At 70.4% G+C, this 21123-nt stretch carries 14 protein-coding genes; 4 read left to right on the forward strand and 10 right to left on the reverse strand.

Going from position 1 to position 21123, the window contains the following annotated elements:
* A partial coding sequence (phoU, locus tag AC1DWT_RS40185; protein ID WP_477924880.1) for a phosphate signaling complex protein PhoU occupies nucleotides 1-570 on the forward strand: 570 nt, incomplete at its 5' end.
* Between the two features lie 13 nt (nucleotides 571-583).
* On the opposite strand, the gene AC1DWT_RS40190 is transcribed toward phoU, so the two are convergent.
* The 4 genes from AC1DWT_RS40190 to AC1DWT_RS40205 are packed head-to-tail and all read right to left on the reverse strand — an operon-like array spanning nucleotide 584 to nucleotide 3598.
* Complete coding sequence (locus AC1DWT_RS40190; protein WP_477924881.1) at nucleotides 584-1201, reverse strand: class I SAM-dependent methyltransferase; 618 nt, start codon at nucleotides 1199-1201, stop codon at nucleotides 584-586.
* Nucleotides 1195-1968, reverse strand: a complete 774-nt coding sequence (locus AC1DWT_RS40195) for a PIG-L deacetylase family protein (RefSeq protein WP_072946221.1) — start codon at nucleotides 1966-1968, stop codon at nucleotides 1195-1197. Before AC1DWT_RS40195 ends, AC1DWT_RS40190 begins: the two co-directional genes overlap by 7 nt.
* A gap of 2 nt (nucleotides 1969-1970) precedes the next feature.
* Nucleotides 1971-2936 (reverse strand): acyl-CoA dehydrogenase family protein, encoded by a 966-nt coding sequence (locus AC1DWT_RS40200; RefSeq protein WP_206012304.1) that lies wholly within the window; start codon nucleotides 2934-2936, stop codon nucleotides 1971-1973.
* On the reverse strand, nucleotides 2933-3598 hold the full coding sequence (locus AC1DWT_RS40205; protein ID WP_072946219.1) for a glycosyltransferase family 2 protein: 666 nt from the start codon (nucleotides 3596-3598) through the stop codon (nucleotides 2933-2935). The genes AC1DWT_RS40200 and AC1DWT_RS40205 overlap by 4 nt, the downstream gene beginning before the upstream one ends.
* 114 nt (nucleotides 3599-3712) lie before the next feature.
* Between AC1DWT_RS40205 and AC1DWT_RS40210 the strand changes: the two genes are divergently transcribed.
* Genes AC1DWT_RS40210 through AC1DWT_RS40220 form a run of 3 tightly spaced genes read left to right on the forward strand, consistent with a single transcriptional unit; the run spans nucleotide 3713 to nucleotide 7322 of the window.
* Nucleotides 3713-4240, forward strand: coding sequence for a 2Fe-2S iron-sulfur cluster-binding protein (locus tag AC1DWT_RS40210; protein WP_072946218.1), 528 nt, complete (start codon nucleotides 3713-3715; stop codon nucleotides 4238-4240).
* Complete coding sequence (locus AC1DWT_RS40215; RefSeq protein ID WP_206012305.1) at nucleotides 4237-5229, forward strand: FAD binding domain-containing protein; 993 nt, start codon at nucleotides 4237-4239, stop codon at nucleotides 5227-5229. Before AC1DWT_RS40210 ends, AC1DWT_RS40215 begins: the two co-directional genes overlap by 4 nt.
* Nucleotides 5226-7322: a xanthine dehydrogenase family protein molybdopterin-binding subunit gene (locus tag AC1DWT_RS40220; RefSeq protein ID WP_206012306.1), complete on the forward strand. Its 2097-nt coding sequence runs from the start codon at nucleotides 5226-5228 to the stop codon at nucleotides 7320-7322. Before AC1DWT_RS40215 ends, AC1DWT_RS40220 begins: the two co-directional genes overlap by 4 nt.
* Before the next feature lie 10 nt (nucleotides 7323-7332).
* Here AC1DWT_RS40220 and AC1DWT_RS40225 read toward each other — a convergent pair whose 3' ends face one another.
* From AC1DWT_RS40225 to AC1DWT_RS40250, 6 genes are all read right to left on the reverse strand, one after another.
* Nucleotides 7333-7662 (reverse strand): hypothetical protein, encoded by a 330-nt coding sequence (locus tag AC1DWT_RS40225; protein ID WP_072946216.1) that lies wholly within the window; start codon nucleotides 7660-7662, stop codon nucleotides 7333-7335.
* Nucleotides 7659-8048: a Zn-ribbon domain-containing OB-fold protein gene (locus AC1DWT_RS40230; RefSeq protein WP_072946215.1), complete on the reverse strand. Its 390-nt coding sequence runs from the start codon at nucleotides 8046-8048 to the stop codon at nucleotides 7659-7661. Before AC1DWT_RS40230 ends, AC1DWT_RS40225 begins: the two co-directional genes overlap by 4 nt.
* A gap of 277 nt (nucleotides 8049-8325) precedes the next feature.
* Entirely contained in the window at nucleotides 8326-10683 is a 2358-nt protein-coding gene (locus tag AC1DWT_RS40235; protein ID WP_477924883.1) for an ATP-binding protein, read from the reverse strand.
* Between the two features lie 97 nt (nucleotides 10684-10780).
* Nucleotides 10781-11467 carry an SDR family NAD(P)-dependent oxidoreductase gene (locus AC1DWT_RS40240; RefSeq protein WP_477924884.1) on the reverse strand — a complete coding sequence of 229 codons (687 nt, stop codon included), beginning with the start codon at nucleotides 11465-11467 and terminating at the stop codon, nucleotides 10781-10783.
* Nucleotides 11468-11586: 119 nt separating this feature from the next.
* Complete coding sequence (locus tag AC1DWT_RS40245) at nucleotides 11587-12807, reverse strand: lipase family protein (protein ID WP_477924886.1); 1221 nt, start codon at nucleotides 12805-12807, stop codon at nucleotides 11587-11589.
* Between the two features lie 118 nt (nucleotides 12808-12925).
* Nucleotides 12926-21123, reverse strand: an 8198-nt coding sequence (locus AC1DWT_RS40250; RefSeq protein ID WP_477924888.1) for an amino acid adenylation domain-containing protein, incomplete at its 5' end; no start/stop codon positions are given.

Genomic DNA, 21123 nt, shown 5'->3' on the forward strand with positions numbered 1-21123 from the left:
ATGTCGGAGGCGAGCGACGCACTGCTGCAGGCAGACCTCGAGCTCGCCGAACACGTCATCGACGTGAGCGGCGAGCTCGACGATGCCGCGGCGCACTGGGAGAAGCGTGCGTTCGCGCTCCTCGCGCTACAGGCTCCGGTGGCCCACGATCTCCGATTCATGGTCGGCGGTCTCCACATCTCCGCGGATCTGCACAGGATGGGCGGTCTCGCGGTGCACATCGCGAAGATCGCCCGCCGGCGGCATCCCGACCACGTGGTCCCCGACGAGGTGCGGGACGTGTTCACGGAGATGGGCACCGTCGCCGTCGCGCAGGCGAGGGAGACCGAGCAGGTGCTGCAGCACCGCGACCCCGAGCGCGCCCGCGGATTGCTGACGGCGGACGAGGCGATGGACGACCTCCACCGCAGCCTGTTCACGATCACCCAGAACGAGGACTGGCCGCACGGTGTCCAATCGGCCGTCGACATCACCCTGCTCGGCCGCTTCTACGAGCGGTTCTGCGACCACACCGTGGAAATCGGCAGGCGCGTCATCTTCTTGGAGACCGGCAGCCTGCCCGAACAGTGAGAGAGCCGACCGGTCAGCTCAGCCCTTCCGCCGCGGCGACCGAGCGCGTCGCACCGCGGGTGTAGACGTCCAGGTGGAAGTCCGTGTCGCGGTACGACCCGACGCGGTGGAGGCCCTCGAACGCCGCGACCGCATCGTGCACCGCGCGGCCGGTCTGCGGGTATTCGGGCACCGGATGCTGCCAGTGCACGGCCACGAGGGTGCCGCCCTCCTCCAGGGCGTCGACGGCCCGCCCGAGCACGGTGTCCAGGTCTGCGGGCGTCAGGTAGTACAGCACCTCGCTGAGCACCACGAGGTCGAGGGTGCCTGCCGGCCACGGATCGAGGAGCGATGCCCGGCCCAGCTCCACGCGGTCGGCCAGTCCCTCGCGGCGTATGCGGTCCCGTGCGCTCGACAGGGCACGAGGCACCACGTCCGTTGCGACGACCCGGTCGCAGCGTCTCGCCAACTGCGCCGTCAGTACCCCGATCGAGCATCCCGGTTCGAACGCCCGCCGATAGTGCGGACGGGGCAGGGYGGCGAGCGTGAGCGCGTACTTGCGGTGTTCGTACCACCGTTCGTCGAATCCCCACGGGTCCGCCGATTCCGCATACATCGACTCGAAGTAGCCGGGATCCATCGCGCTCACCACAGCACCCGTTCCGTCGTCCGCATCAGTCGCGCCAGCACCCACGGCGGGAGGATCGTGGCGTCCCGGGGGTCCTCGGACAACGGGCGGATCTGGGTACGGAATTCGTCGACGGCCCGGCGTTTGCGCGCCAGGACGTCGACGGTGGGTGCGAGTACTCGCATCCGGTTCCACGGCACCGACGGGTCGGCGGGTCGCGCCCAGTGCCACATCCAGACCGGATACTCCACCAATCGGTGGCCGGTGACCGAACACGCCTCCGCGGCGGCCCGTCCGGTGGCGTCGTGGTCGGGGTGACCGTCGCCTCGCCAGGTCGCGAGCACCCACACCCTCTCCCCGGCCCGGGACGTCGCGGTGAGCACGTCGACGAGGCGGGTGGTGAGTTCGCGTTCGTACGCGCACACACCGCCGTCCGGCAATCCGAGACGGAGTGGTTCGCCGACGCCCAACAGCGCTGTCGCCCGGTTCGATTCGGCGATCCGCGCGGCCGCCAGCGCGGCGGGTGACAGGGTCGGCGACTGCGGATGCGACGCCGCGCCGTCGGTGACCGCGACGACCTGGACGGAAACACCGGCGGTGGCCGCGGTGGCCATCAGCGCGCCCACGCCGAGCACCTCGTCGTCGGGATGCGGGGCGACGACGACCATGCGGTCGCATTCCGTGAGCGGTATCGGCGGACACCGGACGGAGGCCAGCCACCGCTGCCACACGTCCTCCGGGGTGCCCCGGCCGGCCACGGGTGTCTCCCTGAATCTGGTGGCGTTGTCCACGGTCAGTCCTCCCCCGCGACGAGTTCGCCGAGTGTCGCGAGATCCCGCTCGGCGTGGGATTGCCGGATGTAGACGAGCAAATCCGCGACGTTGCGGGCGTGGTCCGCGTCGCCCGCGAGCGGCGCGGCGCCCAGCGCGCGGCCGACGCGGTCGATCACCTCGCTCGCGGTGCGCTCGACGAGGCCCCGCACCCGGAACGCGCGCACCTGCGCGGACGTCCGATCGACGGGATCCGAGTCCACCTCCGCGGCCGCGGACGCGAGTGCCCATCGAGTCGCGCTGACGGCGACGTCGATCGCGCCGAGGTGCGCGAGCTGGTGACTGTCCGCCCGGCCATCTCGTGCGCGAGCCCGCAGCGATTCCGCCACAGCGAGCGTGCCACCGAACCAGCACGCCGCCACCCCGATGCCGCCGTGCCAGAACCCAGCCCGGTCGAGGTACCGGTCCGCGGCGCCGACAGCTCGCACGGGAACGCCGTCGAACGTCACTGCTTCGGTGTCCGTCGCCGCCATCCCCGGATTGCGCCAGCCCCCGCGTCCCGGCGTGACCCCGGGTTCCCGCAGATCGACGGCGAACAGCCGGGGTTGCCCGTCGACACGTGCCGTGACCAGCGCGTGCGTGCACATCGACGCCCCGGAGCACCACGCCTTCGCTCCCCGCAGTCGCCATCCGCTCGCATCGTGGGCGGCGTCCAGGACCGGGCGTGGTGGTTCGCTGGCCCAGACTCCCCACCACTCGTTCCGGCCGGCGCGGGTGCCGTCGATCTCGGCGAGGATCGCGTCCGCGTCGGCGTGTGCCTCGAGCAGCCGGCCGACCGAGAGGTCGCGGCGGCACCATTCCGTGAGTTGCGCCCACCGGGCGGCGGTGGACCCGTGGCCGGGCAGCGGCAGTTCCGCATCGCCCGAACGGATGATCGCCCGCACGGCGGCATGGGTGGGACTGCTGTCGTGGGTGACGTCGGTGATCATCGGTCCTGCAGTCCCTCCAGGTGGGTGGCGAAGCCCTGCGGCGCGCGGGCGTCGGCCCGTGCGGACGTCTCCACCGGCGCGTCGATGCTCCACACCACGTGCGCTCCGCGTTCGACCATCCGCTGCACCAGGTCCACGTCCTCGTGCGCGGGCAGGGCGGCGAACCCGTCCACCGCCCGGTACAGGTCCGCCGAGAATCCGAGGGACGCGCCGTGCACGTGCCCGTGGGCGGTGCCGGAGCGGTAGGCGCTGCCGTACAGCGACCGCACGTGGTCGGGCCACCCCGACCAGTCGGTGACCGTCACCGTCCCCGCCACCAACTGCGCGCCGCGGCTCGCGTGCTGCAGGTGGGAGGACAGCCAGTGCGCGGGGACGAGCGAGTCCGCGTCCGTGGTGGCGAACCACTCGTGCGGGCGCAGGGCGACCGAGTCGAAGCCCGCACGCCGGGCGGCGCCGACGTTCCGCGCACCCAGCACCACGACGTCGACGTCCGCTGCGCGGGCGACGGCCTCGCTGCGGTCGGTGCATCCGTCGAGCACCACGACGATCGTCACCGGCACCGACACTTCCCGCGCGGCGGTCTGCACCCCGTCGAGGCATCGCGGCAGCAGTGCCTCCTCGTCGTGAGCGGGCACGACCACCGTGATGTGTTCGACGCGCATGACGTCCCTTCCCGATCATCCACTGTGTCCGGGTTCAGCAAGTACCCAGTCCTTCGCCGGCGGAACCACCGCGGACACCGATTCGGGATCGCTCACCGCGGGTAACCTCCCGCCATGAATGCCGCGGACAGCCCCCGCTACCGGAAGATCGTGCTCACCGTCGACGGCGAGGAACGCACCCTCGACGTGGACACCCGCACCACCCTGCTCGACGCGCTCCGCGACCACCTCGGGGTCACCGCGCCGAAGAAGGGCTGCGACCACGGCCAGTGCGGTTCGTGCACCGTCCTCCTCGACGGCAGGCGCGCCACGTCCTGCCTGACGTTCGCCGTCGCCCACGACGGTGCACGCGTCGTCACCGCGCACGGACTGGCCGACGGCGACGTGCTTCATTCCGTTCAGCAGGCGTTCGTCGAGCAGGACGGACTGCAGTGCGGCTACTGCACGCCCGGTCAGATCTGTTCGGCGATCGGGATGTTCGACGAGTTTCTCGCCCTGCAGCCGAGTGCCGTCACCGAGAGCCTGACCGCTCCTCCCGAACTCACCGACGACGAGATCCGGGAACGGATGAGCGGGAACCTCTGCCGGTGCGGCGCCTACCCGAACATCCTCGCGGCGATCCGGCAGGCGGCGGAAGCATGATTCCCTTCGACTACGAGCGGGCCACCGACGTCGACAGCGCCGTCGCCACCGTCACGGCCGATCCGCGGGCGGCGTTCCTCGCCGGTGGCACCAACCTCGTCGACCACATGAAACTCGGGGTGGCGGCGCCGCATCTCCTCGTCGATGTGAGCCGTCTCCCCCTCGACGCCGTCGAGGCACTTCCCGACGGCGGACTCCGGATCGGGGCGGCCGTCCGCAACAGCGACCTCGCCGCGCACGACGTGGTGCGGGCCCGGTACCCGATGCTGTCGCGCGCGCTCCTGTCCGGTGCGTCGGGACAGCTGCGCAACCTCGCGACGACCGCGGGAAACCTGCTTCAGCGGACCCGCTGCGTGTACTTCCAGGACGTCACGACGCCGTGCAACAAACGCGAGCCAAGCACCGGGTGTTCCGCGCTCGGTGGTTACGCCCGCTACCACGCCATTCTCGGTGCCTCGGAGCACTGCGTCGCCGTGCATCCGTCCGACATGGCCGTCGCGATGACGGCCCTCGACGCGGTCGTGGTGGTGCGCGATACCGGCGGGGAACGGCGGATTCCGGTGCGTGATTTCTACCGGCTTCCCGGAGACCGGCCCGACCGCGACACCGTCCTGCGGCACGGCGACCTCGTGACCGCCGTGGAGTTGCCCGAGCCGCCCGCCGGGAACCGGTCCGCGTACCGGAAGGTGCGGGACCGGGCGTCCTTCGCGTTCGCGGTGGTGTCGGTGGCCGCCGAGCTGACCATCGACGACGCGTCGATCACGTCGGCGCGAGTCGCGCTCGGTGGTGTCGCGCACCGGCCGTGGCGTGCCACACGCGCCGAGGAGGTCCTGCTCGGGTCGCCGCCCACGGGGGACACGTTCACGGCGGCGGCCGAGTCGGAACTCGCCGCCGCACAGCCGCTTCCGGGCAACGAGTTCAAGGTCGTGCTGACCCGCCGGGTCCTCGTGTCGGTACTCCGGTCACTCGCCGAGGAGGCGCGCCCATGACGCTCGTCGAGCCGAAGGTGATCGGAACCCCCGCCGAGCGCCTCGACGCCCACGACAAGGTGACCGGGACGGCGCCGTACGCGTTCGAGCACGCGGTGGACGATCCGGCGTACCTGTACCCGATCCTGTCGACGATCGGCCGCGGCCGGGTCACCGCGATGCACACGGCGGACGCGGAAGCCCTGGACGGGGTGCTCGCGGTCCTGACGGTGTTCGACGCGCCCCGTCTCGCGGACACCTCGGACGGGGAACTCACGATCCTGCAGGACCCCGAGGTTCACTACCGCGGCCAGTTCGTGGGCGCGGTGGTCGCGGAATCACCGGAAGTCGCCCGGCACGGCGCGGGCCTCGTCCGCGTCGACTACGACGAGGCATCCCACGACACCGACTTCCGTTCCGGCCGGGACGATCTGTACGCGCCCGACGACGTCAACGCCGGGTTCCCGACCGACACCGACGACGGCGACGTGGAGGCGGCGCTCGCCGCCTCGGCGGTCACGGTCGATCAGGTGTACTCGACCGCGATGGAACACAACAATCCGATGGAACCGCACGCCACCATCGCCCGGTGGACCCCTGGTGGCAGCGGACCGGTTCTGACGCTGCACGATTCGACGCAGGGCGTCCATTCCGTGAGGCAGACCCTGGCACCGCTGTTCGGACTCGAAGTCGAGCAGGTGCGGGTGATCGCCCCGTACGTCGGCGGCGGGTTCGGGTCCAAGGGACTGCCGCACGCGCACAACGTGCTGGCGGTGCTGGCGGCCCAGCGGGCGGCGGGCAGGCCGGTGAAGTTCGCGCTGACCCGGCAGCAGATGTTCGCCCTCTCCGCGTACCGCACCGCGACGGTGCAGCGCATCCGGCTCGGCGCGGACGCCGACGGACGCCTGACCGCGCTCTCCCACGAGGCGATCGAACAGTCCGCGAAGATCAAGGAGTTCGCCGAACAGTCGGCGGTCCCGTCGCGGATGATGTATTCCACACCGAACCGGCACACCACCCACCGTCTCGCGGCCCTCGACGTGCCTGCCCCCTCCTGGATGCGTGCGCCCGGCGAGACGCCGGGGATGTTCGCGGCCGAGGTGGCGATGGACGAACTGGCCGCGGCCTGCGGACTCGACCCGATCGAACTGCGGATCCGCAACGAGCCCGATGCCGACCCGAGTACGGGCCACCCGTGGTCGGGGCGGCGCCTCACCGACTGCCTGCGGGAGGGCGCCCGACGGTTCGGGTGGGCGGACCGTGACGCGACGGCGCGGGCGCGGTCGGACTCGGAGTGGCAGGTGGGATTGGGCGTCGCCTCCGCGACGTACCCCGCGAACACCATGCCGGGATCGGTGGCCCGGATCGTGTACCAGTCCGACGGCACCTACACCGTGCAGATCGGCTCGGTCGACATCGGCACCGGCGCGTGGACGGCGCTCACCCAGATCGCCGCCGACGCGCTGGGGTGCCCCCTGGACTCGGTCGTCCTGCAGATCGGTGACACGAACCTTCCGCCGGCGACCGTCGCCGGGGGTTCCACGGGAACCACGTCCTGGGGCAGCGCGATCGTCGCGGCGGCCCGCGCGTTCCGGGACGAGCACGGCAGCAGCCCGGTTCCGGGGGCGGAGGCCAGCGCGGGGACCCTCGACAATCCGGACGCCGAGAAGTTCGCGCTCCATTCGTTCGGCGCCCATTTCGCGGAGGCGCACGTCCGCCGTGACTCCTGCGAGATCCGCGTCGAACGCATGCTCGGCGTGTTCGCGATCGGCCGGGTCGTGAACGCCCGGACCGTGCGGTCGCAGCTCATCGGCGGCATGACGATGGGGGTGTCGATGGCGTTGCACGAGAGCAGCGTGAACGACCCCCGGTTCGGCCACGTCGTGACGCAGGACCTGGCCTCCTATCACGTCAGCACTCACGCCGACATCAGGTATCTGGACGCGGTGTGCCTCGACGACGTCGACGCGCACGCCGGCCCGATGGGGTCGAAGGGGGCAGGTGAGATCGGCATCGTCGGGGCCGCGGCCGCGGTGGCGAACGCGGTGCATCACGCCACCGGGGTCCGGGTGCGGAAGGTGCCGATCCACCTGGACGATCTGCTGCCGGGGTGACCGGCCGGGCCTACTGCACGCCCCACGCCTGCGCGAGGGAGGTCCGCAGCTGACCTTTCATCGCTCGGATCTTCTGGATGTCGGTGGCCTTCGGCGCGAGTCCGTCGAGCACGAGTTCCATGAAACGGCGGCGGTTGACGCCGAATGTTTCCAGCAGTTCGGCCGCGCTCGCACCGCCGAACGGCGCCCACTGGATCGCGAAACTGATCATCCAGCGCGCATCGGAGCTCACCGAGTGCATCTGTGCGAGCAACTCGCACCGGCGCAGCGCCAGGCGCAGCCATTCGGTGCCGAACGCTTCTTTCGGTTCGCCGTCGGTCTCGGTCGCCACGGCGGTCATCGCGGATCACCGGAGCGGACGGCGAACACCGGCAGCTGTTCGGCCGTCGACGCGGGACGGAACTCGACCCGGACCGGGCAGTCGGACGGTGCAGGGACGTCGCCGTCGATCCAGGTGTACACCCACGGACCTTCGTCGAGTTCGACGATCGCGATCGTGCAGGGGGCGCGGCCACGGTCGCCGCCGCTGTGCCCTCGGTCGACCACCTTCGAGGACACGATCGAGCCGACACCGCACGACGGGACCCGCTCGAGGTTCGAACCCTGACAGGCGGAGCACGTGGCCATCAACGGCGCGAGCAGGGTCGTGCAGTTGAGGCACCGCTGGATCATCAGTTCGCACTTCTGGGCGATTCCCTGCCAGCGGGTCATACCGTCCGTGGTCACGCCGCCACCCCCGCGAGTTCCTGCCCCACCGCGTCGTGTGCCACTAGCTTTCCCCCGGTCCACACAAGACACCGGTCGACGGTGTGCACCCGACGGAGAGGCGGGGGCAGTGGAAGTTGGGGGTCGGGCTTTCGGTGCATTCGGGGATCAGTGGACATCGGGGGCCTCGGTCTGGAGCCGGAGTGGGGGACGTGTATGAGCATCCCGTCCGCAGCGCGGAAGTACAGCGGCTGAACGACCCGGGGACATACCTATTTCGCCCCGTGCGGGTGCCCGGTCAGGGGTGCGGGTCCTGTGCGTGTTCGACGATCCACGCCGCGATCTGGGTGCGTGAGGTGAAACCCAGTTTCGCGAGAATGTGCTCGACGTGCCCCTGCGCCGTGCGCTGGGAGATCACCAGCCGCGCCGCGATCGCCTTGTTGGTCAGCCCGTCGGCGACCAGTTCGGCCACCTGCGATTCGCGTCGGGTCAGGTGCGTCGTCCCGTTCGACGACGCCGTCGCGTCGGGTCGCCTCTCGTCCAGTGCAAGTGCGACCGCGTCGTCGAAGGACGTGTGCATGCCGTGGTCGAACGCCGCATCGAACGCGCGGTCCCCGATCACGGCGCGTGCCTGCTGTTCACATTCCGCATGATGGACGAGCAGGTTGGGGTAGACGGTGCTCGGGTTGCCGACGGCCTGTGCGACGGCCTCCGCGGCACCCATCAGTTCGGCGGCGTTCCGGGCCCGGCCGGAGCCGACGGCCACCCACGCGAGCACCTCGAGCGCCCCGCACGCGCTGATCCGGTCGTCCACCAGGTGCGACAGCCGCAGTCCCTGCTTGACGTAGTCGTCGGCGAGGGCGAGGTGCCCGCGCTGCCACGCCGCCATTCCCGCAGCCCACAGCGACCAGCCGCGATACACGGATTCGCCGTGGGCCTCGGTGAGCGCGAAGATCTCGGATCCGCACATCTTCGCCACCGCCCCGTCACCCTGCATGCCGCTGACCAGTGCCACCCCGAGCAGTCCCCACGTCAGTTGGAGCAGGCTGCCCCGGTCGCGGAACACGGGCAGGGCCTCCTCGAAGCACGCCCGCGCACGCGGCAGGTCGCCGGCGAACATGGCGCAGCACCCGGCGGCGTGGACCACCAGGGCGCCGAGCAGTGTGTCACCGTTCCGCTCGGCGAGAACGGCCCCCTCGTCGACCAGCGCCTTCGCGGCCTCCCGGTCGCCGTGCATGCCCGCGAGCACACTGTCGACGTACAGCGCCTCGATCCGTTCCCGGCTCCCTCCTCCCGGGTGCCGCCCCAGCAGCTGCCCGAGCCAGCGGCGCCCCTCGCGGAGCAGTCCCCGGGCACGCCAGTACGGGTACAGTGCGGCGGCGATCCGCAGTCCCGGTTCGGCCTCCCCCGGCTCGGTCAGGCAGAAATGCAGGGCGGCCCGTACGTTCAGCTTCTCCGCGTCGAGCCGGCCGATCCACATCACCTGCCGGGGTCCGATCCACTCGGCCTCGCACCGCACCACCAACTGTTCGTACCAGTCACGGTGCCGCCTCCGCAGCGACACGAGCTCGCCGGTCTCCTGCAGTTTCTCCCGGCCGTAGTCGCGCACCGTCTCGAGCAGGTGATACCGCACCGAAGGCCCGACCTCTTCCCGGATCAGGATCGACTTGTCGATCAACGACGCCACCACGTCGAGGACGTTCTCGACGGGCAGGTCGCCGGCGCAGATTCCCTCCACCGCGTCCAGTTCGAAGCCGCCCGCGAACACCGACAGTCGCGCCCACAGTTCGCGTTCCTCGTCGGTGCACAGTTCGTGACTCCAGTCGACGCACAAGCGCAGGGTCTGCTGGCGGCTCGGCGCGCCCCGCGACCCCACCGTCAGCAACCGGTAGCGGTCCGTCAGGCGCTGCAGGATCTGCTCCGCCGACATCACCCGCAGCCGCACCGCCGCCAGCTCGATCGCCAACGGCAACCCGTCCAGCTGGCGGCAGATCCGGGCCACCGCCACATGGTTCTCCTCGGTGAGTTCGAACTCCGGCACCGCGGTGGCCGCCCGTTCGACGAACAACGTCACCGCCTCGTATTGCGGCAGGCCCTGCAGGGAGGTGCGTTCGGGTTCGGGCACCGTCAGCGGCGGCACCCGGAGCACCGCCTCCCCGCCGATCGCCAGGGGTTCGCGGGTCGTCGCGAGGATCCGCAGTTCCGGACAGCTCCGTAGCAACGTCTCCGACAGCGCCGCGGCCGCGGCGACCACGTGCTCGCAGTTGTCGAGCACCAGCAGCAGTTRCCGGTCGGCGAGGTACTCGGTCAGCAGTACTTCCGGGTTCCCGGTGCGCTGCTCCCGCAGTCGCAGCGCCGACGACACGGCGTCGACGAGCGTGGTGTCGTCGTCGAGTTCTCCCAACTCGACCAGCCACACACCGTCCTCGAACGCGCGGCTCGCGTCGGCGGCCACCCGCAACGCGAGCCGGGTCTTCCCCACACCCCCGATACCGGCGAGAGTCACCAGACGGGACACGGACAGCAGGCGTCGCGCCTCGGTCACCTCACGGCGACGGCCGACGAAACTCGTCAGTTCGTGGGGCAGGTTTCCCACTGTGCCCTTCACTGCCGCCGGCATCACACCGTCACTCTCGACTCGCAGCCCCCTGCGCACACGGTACTCCCGGTGTGCGGGGGCAACGACGCTTTCGGCTCCGCGTCCGCGTTTTCGGCTGCGCGTCCGCGGGTTTCGAATGGACCCGCGGACGGGATCACCGCGTCCAGCGGGTGGGCGCCCAGCGGCCGGTGTAGGACCGGATGCGGCCGGCCCGGCGGGGCGGACGCAACGCACCGGCCTCGGTCAGGCTGTGCGGGATCATCGCGATCCTCGTGCCGTCGACGACGTACGCGGCACCGGTCACGAACATTCCGGCCGGCGCACACAGATACGACGCCACGTCGGCGACTTCCCGATCGTCGGGGCCGGGCGCCGCGAAGTCCGGTTCGACCGCGGGCACCACCACCGAATTGACGGTGATCGAGTACCGCGCCAGTTCGGCGGCGAGCAGACCCGTCAGCCCGCCGAGACCGGACGCGGAGGTGGTGACGTTGACGATCCGTCCGCCCCCGCCACCGGCGATCATGTACCGCACGGCGCGCTGGATGCACTCGACCGCGGTGCTGCCGGGGCAGCTGACGAGGACGCCGATTCCGCCCAGGTCCCGGGCGAACTCGTCGACGGCGGCAGCGGAGCCGGGCAGGTCGGCCAGGTCCATGCGCTGCACGGCCGCGCGCACCGATCTGGATTCGACGTCGGCGGCCGTGGCTTCGGCGCTTTCCCGGTCCGAGGCATAGGCGRGGCCCACGTCGAAACCGTCTCCCGCGAGTGCCAGGGCGACGGCGCGGCCCATCGGCGAATCAGATCCCGTCACGACTGCGGTGCGTGTGCTGGGGTGCATGGGTTCGGAATACCCCCTGGTAGATCTGCTCAAACGCTCAACATTTTCGGACTGCGCACGGGCAGAACACAATCCGGCGACGAGCCTGGGTGGCCCGCCGCCGATCGGCACCTACCGGGTCAGCAGTTGGACGGCGCCGGGTCGCCGCGGAAGCGAGCGTCCAGGTAATCCAGGGCGGTCGGCAGACCCAGAACGGCCGTGGTCAGGTGATCGGGACTCGGGAACAGGTCCGACTGCACCTTGGCGCCCGCGGCGCAGTACCGGGCGATGGTCGCCTCGATCGAATCGACCGGGATGAGCACATCGGTCGGGCTGTGCCATTCGAAGATCGGTGCAGTCGGAACGCCCGGGTACAACTCGACGCTGTTCTCGTTCAGCACCTCCCAGGCCTGCGGACTGCTCATCAGGTCCGTGGTCTTGGCGACCTCGGTGGCGCTGCGGCCGGCGCCTGCCGCGAGAATGCCGTTGGTGCAGGCGTTGACCATTTCGTCGCGCATCGCCAGTCCGCGGTCGTTGAGCTGCTCGCTGATCGGAAGCTTGTCCGGGTACTCCCGCTCGAGTCCGAGCGCCRCCGCCATCGCGAGACCGAACGCCGGATGCGGTTGCATGCCGAGACCGTTGGCCATCTTGCCGATGTTCATGGGCACACCGCCCTCGGCGACGCCGACGATGTTCAGTTCCGGGGCGTAGGTCGGTGCGAGTGCCGCGGCCCACGCCGAGGCCATGCCGCCGCCGGAGTACCCGGCCAGCGCGACCGGGCTCTCCGCCACCGCCAGTTCCGGTACCCGCTGCACCGCGCGGATGCCGTCGAGCGTGATGGTTCCGCCGAGCCGGGCGGCGCCGTAGGCACTGTTCGGGCCGAGGTGGTCGGGCAGCGCGACGGTCCAGCCGCGCTGCAACGCGAGGTTCAGTGCCGGTGCCTCCTTGATCTGGAGGTCGGGATCGTTCGAGTACAGCGTCCGCGACGGCGCGCACCGCGGCCCGAGCGCGTTGATGATGTGCTGATACGACAGCAACGGCCCGTTCACCGGCCGGTTGCGGGGTACCAGCACGGTGGAGACCGACGAGATCGGATGGTCCTCCGAGTTGGTGGTGCGGTACTTCACCTGCCAGACGTCGGTGTCGGGGAAGGCCAGCAGCGGCGGCATCGGACGGACCGCGAGCGGCTCACCGACCGCGGCCTCCGCCAGACCCTGCGGCTGCCCGTAGAAGGGATCGGGGTCGGAGGCGGGATAGATCGGCAGGGCGGCGGCAACTCCGGCGTTCGCGACCGCGGTGCAGGCGACGAATGCGGCACACAGAGCGCTCGCGGTGAGGCTCGTGATACGTGAGCGCTTCATGTCGCCTCCTGGTGTGGGTAGAGATCGATTGTTACCGAGTTCGCAGGAGATATCGCGATTCGGGCCCGCCCGTTACTGCACTGCAATCGACGGCGGGCCCGCCCGCAACGTAAACGGGTCAGTGCGTGCCCAGATAGTCCTCGAGGACGGGCCCCACCACGGCCAGGACCTCGGGTTCGATCATCTGGTTGTGCTCGCACTCGATCTTGACTTCCCGGATGCCGCCGGTGACCGAATCGCGCCATTCCTCCGGTGAATGCTCGCCCGTCGCCGCCGACCCGGCGGCGGTGAAGAACAGCAGGTCCCCGTCGAACACCTGGGGCCGGAAGTTGTTCATGATCCGCGAGGAGTTCGTGAACCCGGCGCTGATCCGCTCGAGGTGCCGAGGAGTCAGTCCGGTCTTCTGCCCGAACGCGTCGTCCAGCAACTCGACCGCCCGCTCGTACGTGAGTTCCTCCCCGGACACGGACTCGAGGTCCAGCCCGAGACCGTGCAGCAACTCGGGCACGGTGAGGCTCTCCGGGCCCTGATCGGTCCCGTTCGCCACGTAGCTGTCCATGAGGGCGAGGGTGTCGACGGCCTCCCCCTCCCGCCGCAGTTCGACGGCCATGGCGTGCGCGATGACGCCGCCGAGCGACCAGCCCAGCAGGTGGTACGGCCCGTGCGCCTGGACCTTGCGCATCTCCAGCACGTACTGGTGCGCCAGCTGCTCGATCGAGTCGACGGCCGGGCCGCCGCTGATGATCGGCAACTGCAGGCCGAACGCCGGACGGTCCTGCGAGAGGTGCTGCAGCAGTCCCGCATACCCCCATGACAGACCGATCCCGGGATGGATGCAGAACAGCGGCGGCTTCTCCCCCGTCGGGCGCAGCGGGATGACGACGCCGAGCGCCTCGTCCACCGGCGACCCGGCGGCGTTCTCGGTGTCGACCCGGAGCGCCAGCCCCGCGGGCGTGGGATCCAGGAACATGGACTGCAACGGGATCTGCCGTCCGAGGCGCTCCTGCAGCACCGTGATCACCCGGGTAGCGACGATCGAGTTACCCCCGAGGTCGAAGAAGCTGTCGGCGGTGCCGACCCGGTCCACGCCCAGCACCTCGGCGAAGGCCTCGACAATGATCCGCTCGGTCGCCGTCGTCGGGGCCCGGAAGGCCGCGCCGGTGGTGCCGAACTCGGGCGCGGGCAGCGCCTTGCGGTCGAGCTTGCCGACCGGGGTCATCGGGATCTGGTCGAGAACCACCACCGCCGACGGGACCATGTGCGCGGGCAGGCGGTCGGACGCGTGGGTGCGCAGTTCCGCCGGCTCGAGGTCGTGGCCCTCGGCGGCCCGCACGTACGACGCGAGGAGCGTGTCGCCGGACGGACCGGTGTGACCGATGGTGGCCGCGAACGCGACCGCGGGGTGCCGGGCGAGGACGGCGTCGATCTCACCGAGTTCGATGCGGAAGCCGCGGACCTTCACCTGGAAGTCGGTGCGGCCGATGTACTCGATGGTGTGGTCGCCACGCCAGCGCACGACGTCGCCGGTGCGGTACATCCGGCGGCCGGGCTCCCCGTACGGGCAGGCGACGAACCGTTCCGAGGTGAGCGCCGACCTGTTGTGGTACCCGCGTGCCAGTCCGGGTCCGGTGATGTACAGCTCGCCGGGCACGCCGGCCGGGACGGGCTGCAGGCGTTCGTCGAGGACCAGCGAACCGAAGCCCAGTGCGGGGGCGCCGATGTTCACGACCCCGCCCGGACGCATCGGGGCGCTGACACTCGCCTGGATGGTCGTCTCGGTGGGCCCGTACCCGTTGTGCATGTTGCGGTGCTTGCCCCAGATCTCCACCAGTTCCGGCGGGCAGGCCTCGCCGGCCACCGCGAGGACCCGCAGCGACTCGAGCCCGACATCCTCGATGGACGACAGCGCGGTGGGCGTGATGAACGCGTGCGTGACCTCGTTGCGCCGGAACAGGTCCGCCAACTCGGCGCCACCGAAGACGGTGGGCGGCACGATCACGACTCGCGCCGAGGCGCCGAACGCCATCATCAGCTCGAAGATCGACGCGTCGAAGCTCGGGGACGCCAGATGCGAGACCCGCGAATCGTGCGTGACCTGGAACCGTTCGTGTTCCTCCGCGGTGAGGTTGGCCATGCCGCGGTGAGTGACGATGACCCCCTTCGGTTTCCCGGTCGACCCCGATGTGTAGATCAGGTACGCCGGGTGCGCCAGATGCAGCGGGATCGTGCGGTCGGCGTCGGTCACCGGCGCCGAGGACATGCCCGCGACCTGCTCGGCGAACGTCTCGTCGTCGAGCACCAGCCACGGCACCGTGTCCGGGAGGTTGTCGCGCCTGCCGGCGACGGTCAGGCCGACCGAAGCCCGGCAGTCGGTGAGCATGTAGTCGATGCGGTCCCGCGGGTACGTCGGATCGACTGGCACGAACGCGGCACCCGACTTGGCCACCGACCAGATCGACACCACTTCCTCGATCGACCGCGGCATACCGATGGCCACGAACGTCTCCGGTCCGACACCCTGAGCGCACAGCACCCGCGCCAGCCGGTTGGACCATTCGTCGAGTTCCCGGTACGTGACCTGCCGATCCTCGAACGACAGTGCCACCGAGTCGGGGTCGAGGGCCGCGGCGGCCGTCAGCAGGTCCGGCCACACCTCGGGCCGCACGTCGGGCTTGCCGCGGGCCGGGACCATCTCGTCGATCTCCGCCTCGTCGAGCAGCGGGACGGTGCCGATCGGCCGGTCCGGGTCGGCGACGACGGCCGCGAGGACCCGCACGAACCGGTCCGCGATCGAACGCGCCGTGTCGGGGTCGAACAAGGAGACGGCGAAGTCCAGGCCGCCGGCGACACCCGCGGGCGCGCCGTCCTGGTCGAACCGCTCGGCCAGGATCACCTCGAGGTCTTCCTTCACCACCCGGGTCTCGAGGTCCACGTTCTCGACCCGCAGGTCCGGCAGTTCCAGCGTCGGGTTCTCGTTGTTCTGGAACTCGAGGGCCACCTGGAACAGCGGCGAGTACGACGTGGACCGGGTCGGGTTGAGTTCCTCGACGAGCCGCTCGAACGGCAGATCCGCGTGCTGGAACGCGGCCAGGTCGGATTCCCGGATCTGCTGCACCAGTTCGGTGAACGTCGCGGACGGATCGATCCGGTTCCGCAGGACAAGCGTGTTGACGAACATGCCGACCATCTCGTCGAGCGCCTCTTCACCGCGCCCGGCGACCGGGGTGCCGATGACCACGTCGTCGGTRCTGCCGAGCCGCGACAGCAGCACGGCCAGCGCGGCGTGGACGGCCATGAACATGGTGGCGTTGTTGGTCCGGGCCAGTGCTGTCAGCCGCTGATGGAGATCGGCGTCGATCGCGAACTCGACCCGATCACCCTCGAACGTCTGCTGGATCGGCCGCGGCCGATCGGTCGGCAACTGGATGACGTCCGGCAACCCGGCCAGCGTCTCCGACCAGAACCGCAACTGCCGGTTGATCATCGACTCGGGATCGTTCTCCGACCCGAGTCCGGCATGCTGCCACAGGGTGTAGTCGGCGTACTGCACGTGCAGCGGAGCCCACTGCGGGCAGTCGCCGTCCAGCCGCGACGTGTAGGCCACCATGACGTCGCGGGCGAGCGGCGCCAGAGAGAATCCGTCCGCGCAGATGTGGTGCACCACGATCGTCAGCACGTGATGGTCGGGCGCCGTCCGGAACAGGGCCGCCCGCACCGGGACGTCGGTGCTGACGTCGAATCCGCGGGACACCAGGTCCATGATGTGCCGCGGCAGGTCCGCCGCGTCCACCTCGACCGTGTCGACGTCCGGTTGGGCGTCGGCGGCGGCCAGGATCCGCTGGGTCGGTTCRTTGCCGACCGTCGGGAAGACGGTGCGCAGCGTCTCGTGCCGTTCGAGGACGTCGGCCATCGCCAGGCGCAGGGCGTCCTCGTCCAGGGTTCCGGTGAGCCGCACCGCCAGCGGAATGTTGTAGGCGGGTGAGGACGTGTCGAACTGGTTGAGGAACCACATCCGCTTCTGCGCCAGCGACAACGGGATCCGATCCGGGCGTTCGACCGGGGCGAGAGCGGGTCGGGCGCCGCCGCTGACGCTGTCGGCGACGCGTTCGGCCAGCGACCGGGCGTCGGGGGCCTCGAACAGCGCCCGCACACCGATGTCGGTGTCCAGGGCGTCCCGCAGCCGCGCGGTGACACGCGTCGCGACCAGCGAGTTGCCGCCGAGATCGAAGAAGTTGTCGTCGATGCCGATCCGTTCGAGACCGAGGACGTCGGTGAAGATGTCCACGATCTTGCGTTCGAGGTCGTTGGTCGGTGGCTGGAACTCCGCGGTGGTGACGTGGAACTCCGGCGCGGGCAGCGCCGACCGGTCCAGTTTGCCCACCGGGGTCAACGGGATCTCGTCGAGGAACATGATGCTCGTCGGCACCATGTGCGCTGGCAGCCGCGTCGACAGGTGCGCGGTCAGCTCGGCGGGGTCGACGCCCCCTTCCGTGACGGGCAGCAGGTACGTCACGAGCACCGTGTCCCCGGACGGGCCGGGGGCACCGAGGGTCGCGGCGAAGCCGACCCCGGGGAACGTGGCGATCTCGTTGTCGATCTCGCCGAGTTCGATGCGGAACCCGCGGATCTTCACCTGGAAGTCGCTGCGGCCCACGTACTCGACGGTGTGATCGGCGCGCCACCGGACGATGTCGCCGGTGCGGTACATCCGCTCCCCCGCCTCCCCGAACGGGTTGGCGACGAACCGCTGGCTGCTCAGTTCGGGGCGCCGGTGGTAGCCGCGGGCGAGACCCGCGCCGGTGATGTACAGCTCGCCGGGAACGCCGACAGGCACCGGCTGGAGCCGCGAATCGAGCACGAGTTCGCCGACGCCGCGGATCGGGCCGCCGAGGGTGATGGGGTCGCCCACCGTCATCGGGTCGCTGATGTTGGCCATCACCGTGGTCTCGGTGGGGCCGTACGCGTTGGACAACTGCCTGCCGGGCGCCCAGCGGGTCACCAGTTCTGGCGGGCACGCCTCGCCGCCGAACACCACGTGCTGGAACTCGTCGAGCCCCTCCGGGTCCACCGTCGACAGCGCCGCGGTGGTGACGAAGGCGTGGGTGACGTGTTCCGACCGGATCAGTTCGGCCAGTTCCGCTCCGCCGTACACCGTGGGCGGCGCGATGACCATGGTGGCGCCGACCCCGAACGCCTGCAGGTACTCGAACACCGACCCGTCGAAGCTCGGTGTCGAGAAGTGCAGTGTGCGGGACGTCTGCGCGGCCGCGAAGCGCTGCCGCTGGTCCTCGGCGAAGTTGTCGAGGCCCTCGTGGGTGACGACGACGCCCTTCGGCTTGCCCGTCGACCCGGAGGTGTAGACGATGTACGCCGCGTTGTCGAGGCTTATCGGCGACCGGCGGTCCGAATCTGCTACCGGCAGAGCCGGTTTCGCCTGGCACGCCTTCTCGAACTTGGGCGAGTCGAGCTGCAGCCACGGCACCGAGTCGGGCAGCGACTTCTCGTAGGCGGCCATGGTCAGCCCGATGGTCGCCCCCGAATCGGTCAGCATGTGCTCGATCCGGTCCATCGGGTAGTTCGGGTCGACCGGGACGAACGCGGCACCCGTCTTGGCCACCGCCCACACCGCCAGCACCGACTCGATCGACCGCGGAATGCCGAGCGCCACGAACGTCTCCGGGCCTGCGCCGCGGGAGATGAGAACCCGGGCGAGCTGGTTCGAGCGCTCGTTGAGTTCCCGGTAGGAGACGTTGCGGCCCTCGAACGTCAGAGCGGTACGGTTCGGATCCAGCGCCGCCGCGTCCTCGAAGATCTGCGGCAGCGTCCGGACGGAGAACCCGGGGCGGCCGCGCACCGGCGCGAACTCGGCGAGTTCGGCCTCGGTGAGCAGCTGCATGTGGGCCAGCGGGATCTCGGGCCGGTCGGCGAGGGCGTCGAGCACCCGCCGCAGCCGGTCCGCGATCTCGTCGACCGCGCTTTCCTCGAGGACCTCGGGGAGGTACTCGAACTTGAAGTTCAGCCGGGCGTCACCGGAGGCGACGACGGCCAGCGGGTAGTGCGCGGAGTCCTTGCCGTCGATGCCGAGGACGAACATCCCGGCGATGTCGGTCTGTTCGGTCAGCCCCGCCTCGTCCACCGGGTACGACTCGAACACGGTCAGCGTGTCGAATGCGCCGCCGCCGCCGACCGCCGACTGGATGTCGGTCAGCCCCACGTAGTGGTGGTCGAGCAGCGTGGCCTGTTCGCGCTGCACGCGTTCGAGCAACTCGCCCAGCGACTCCCACGGGTCGAGGGTGACCCGCACCGGGAGGGTGTTGATGAACAAACCGACCATCGACTCGATGCCCGCGATCTGCGGCGGCCTGCCGGACACGGTCCCGCCGAACACCACGTCGGAGCGGCCGACCAGGCCGCCCAGCACGATTCCCCACGCCGTCTGGACGACGGTGTTGAGGGTGAGCCCGCGTTCGCGGCTCAGGTCACGCAACCGGGTGGTGTGCTCCTCGGACAGCGTGAACGCGGTCTCCTCCGCCACGGCGGAATGCGCCTCACCCCGCTCCAGCGGGGCCAGCAGCGTCGGCTCCTCGACACCGTCGAGCGCGGCGCGCCAGGCGTCGAGGGAGTCCGTGGTGTCGTGGCGCTTCATCCACGACAGGTAGTCGCGGTAGGAATGGACCCGCGGCAGCAGGCTGCCGTCGGCGTCCAGGGCGTACAGCGTCAGCAGGTCGCGGAGGACGAGCGGCGTCGACCAGCCGTCCAGCAGGATGTGATGGTTGGTCAGGATCAGCCGGTACTCGTCCCCGGTGAGCCGGACCAGGGAGAGACGCAGCAACGGCGCGTCCGCCATGTCGAACTTCACCGACCGGTCGCCTGCCACGATCCGCTCGTATTCGCGGGCCGTCTCCTCGGGACCCAGGGCCGACAGGTCGAACTCCGACCACGGCAGTTCCACGTGCTGCTGGATGATCTGCGCGGAAGCGCCGGCACTGTCGTGGACGAACGCGGCCCGCAGGTTGGGGTGCCGGTCCAGCAGCGCCTGCCCCGCCCGGCGGAACCGGTCCGCGTTCACGTCGCCGCGCAGCTTCAGCGCCAACTGCACCAGGTACGGGTCGACCGAGGCGTCCGAGAACTGGGCGTGGAACAGCAGTCCCGACTGCAGCGGCGACAGCGACCAGATGTCCGACAGCGCCGGGAACCGGGACTCGAGCCGGTCGATGGCGTCCTGGTCGAGCGTCACCAGGTCCAGGTCGGACGGTGTCACACCGCCGGCGTCGGGCCGCGCGACGTGCTCGGTCAGCGCGGTCAGCGCCTGCACCCACAGGTCGGCGAGCGCACGCACCTCGGACGGGGTGAGGACCCCGGTCGGGAACGCCCACGTGGCCCGCAGCCGGTTGCCGTCGACCCCGGTGCCGGTGACGGCGTTGATGTCGAGCGCCGACGCCACCGGGATGTCGGAGGCGGGGATGTCGTCGAGTTTGGTGTCCGTCACCGGGACCCAGGCGTGCCCGTGGATGTCGGTGGACGTCGCACCGCCCAACCGGCCCAGGTAGTTGAACGTGACCTGCGGCTTCGCGAGCGCCCGCAACCGGTCGGCGCTCTCCGGGTCCAGGTAGCGGAGCATGCCGTACCCGATGCCGTGGTCCGGGATGGCCAGCAGCTGTTCCTTGATCGCCTTGATCGCCGACCCGGCGGCCCGGCCACCGGCGAAGGCGTCGTCGAGGTCGATGCCCGACAGGTCCAGGCGCACCGGGAACATGGCCGTGAACCAGCCGGCGGTACGGCCCAGATCGGCGCCCGGCAGCACTTGGTCCTCGCGTCCGTGGCCCTCGAGGCTGACCAGCGACTCGCGCGTGAAATCGCCGTGGGTGCGCCGCCACTGCGCCAGCGCCAGCGCCAGTGCGGTCAGCAGACCGTCGTTGACGCCGCCGTGGAACGCCTCGGGGACACGGGTCAGCAGAGCATCCGTGACGTCGGCGGGCACCTCCACGGTGACCTTCTCGACCGTTCCCGCCACGTCGATCGCGGCGTCGAGCGGACGCGATCCGATCAGCGGGTCATCGGCCTCGAGCACCCGGCGCCACAGTTCGATCTCGGCGCTGCGTTCGCGGGTCGCGTCGACGAGTCCGTGTGACCAGCGCCGCATCGACGTGCCGACCGGCTCGAGTGCCGGTTCCTGGCCCGCGGAGACCTGCGCCCACGCCGTCGCCAGATCGGGGACCAGGATCCGCCACGACACGCCGTCGACGACCAGGTGGTGGGCCACGACCAGCAGCCGCCCGCCCTCGTCGCCGGCGTCGAACCACACCATCTGCAGCA

The sequence above is a fragment of the Rhodococcus sp. P4_B6 genome (genome assembly GCF_056402215.1).

Bases quoted from the DNA above. Each gene is read 5' to 3' on its own strand.
- AC1DWT_RS40200 (WP_206012304.1), bottom strand. From the start codon at position 2,936: ATGATCACCGACGTCACCCACGACAGCAGTCCCACCCATGCCGCCGTG.
- AC1DWT_RS40205 (WP_072946219.1), bottom strand. From the start codon at position 3,598: ATGCGCGTCGAACACATCACGGTGGTCGTGCCCGCTCACGACGAGGAG.
- AC1DWT_RS40210 (WP_072946218.1), top strand. From the start codon at position 3,713: ATGAATGCCGCGGACAGCCCCCGCTACCGGAAGATCGTGCTCACCGTC.
- AC1DWT_RS40215 (WP_206012305.1), top strand. From the start codon at position 4,237: ATGATTCCCTTCGACTACGAGCGGGCCACCGACGTCGACAGCGCCGTC.
- AC1DWT_RS40220 (WP_206012306.1), top strand. From the start codon at position 5,226: ATGACGCTCGTCGAGCCGAAGGTGATCGGAACCCCCGCCGAGCGCCTC.
- AC1DWT_RS40225 (WP_072946216.1), bottom strand. From the start codon at position 7,662: ATGACCGCCGTGGCGACCGAGACCGACGGCGAACCGAAAGAAGCGTTC.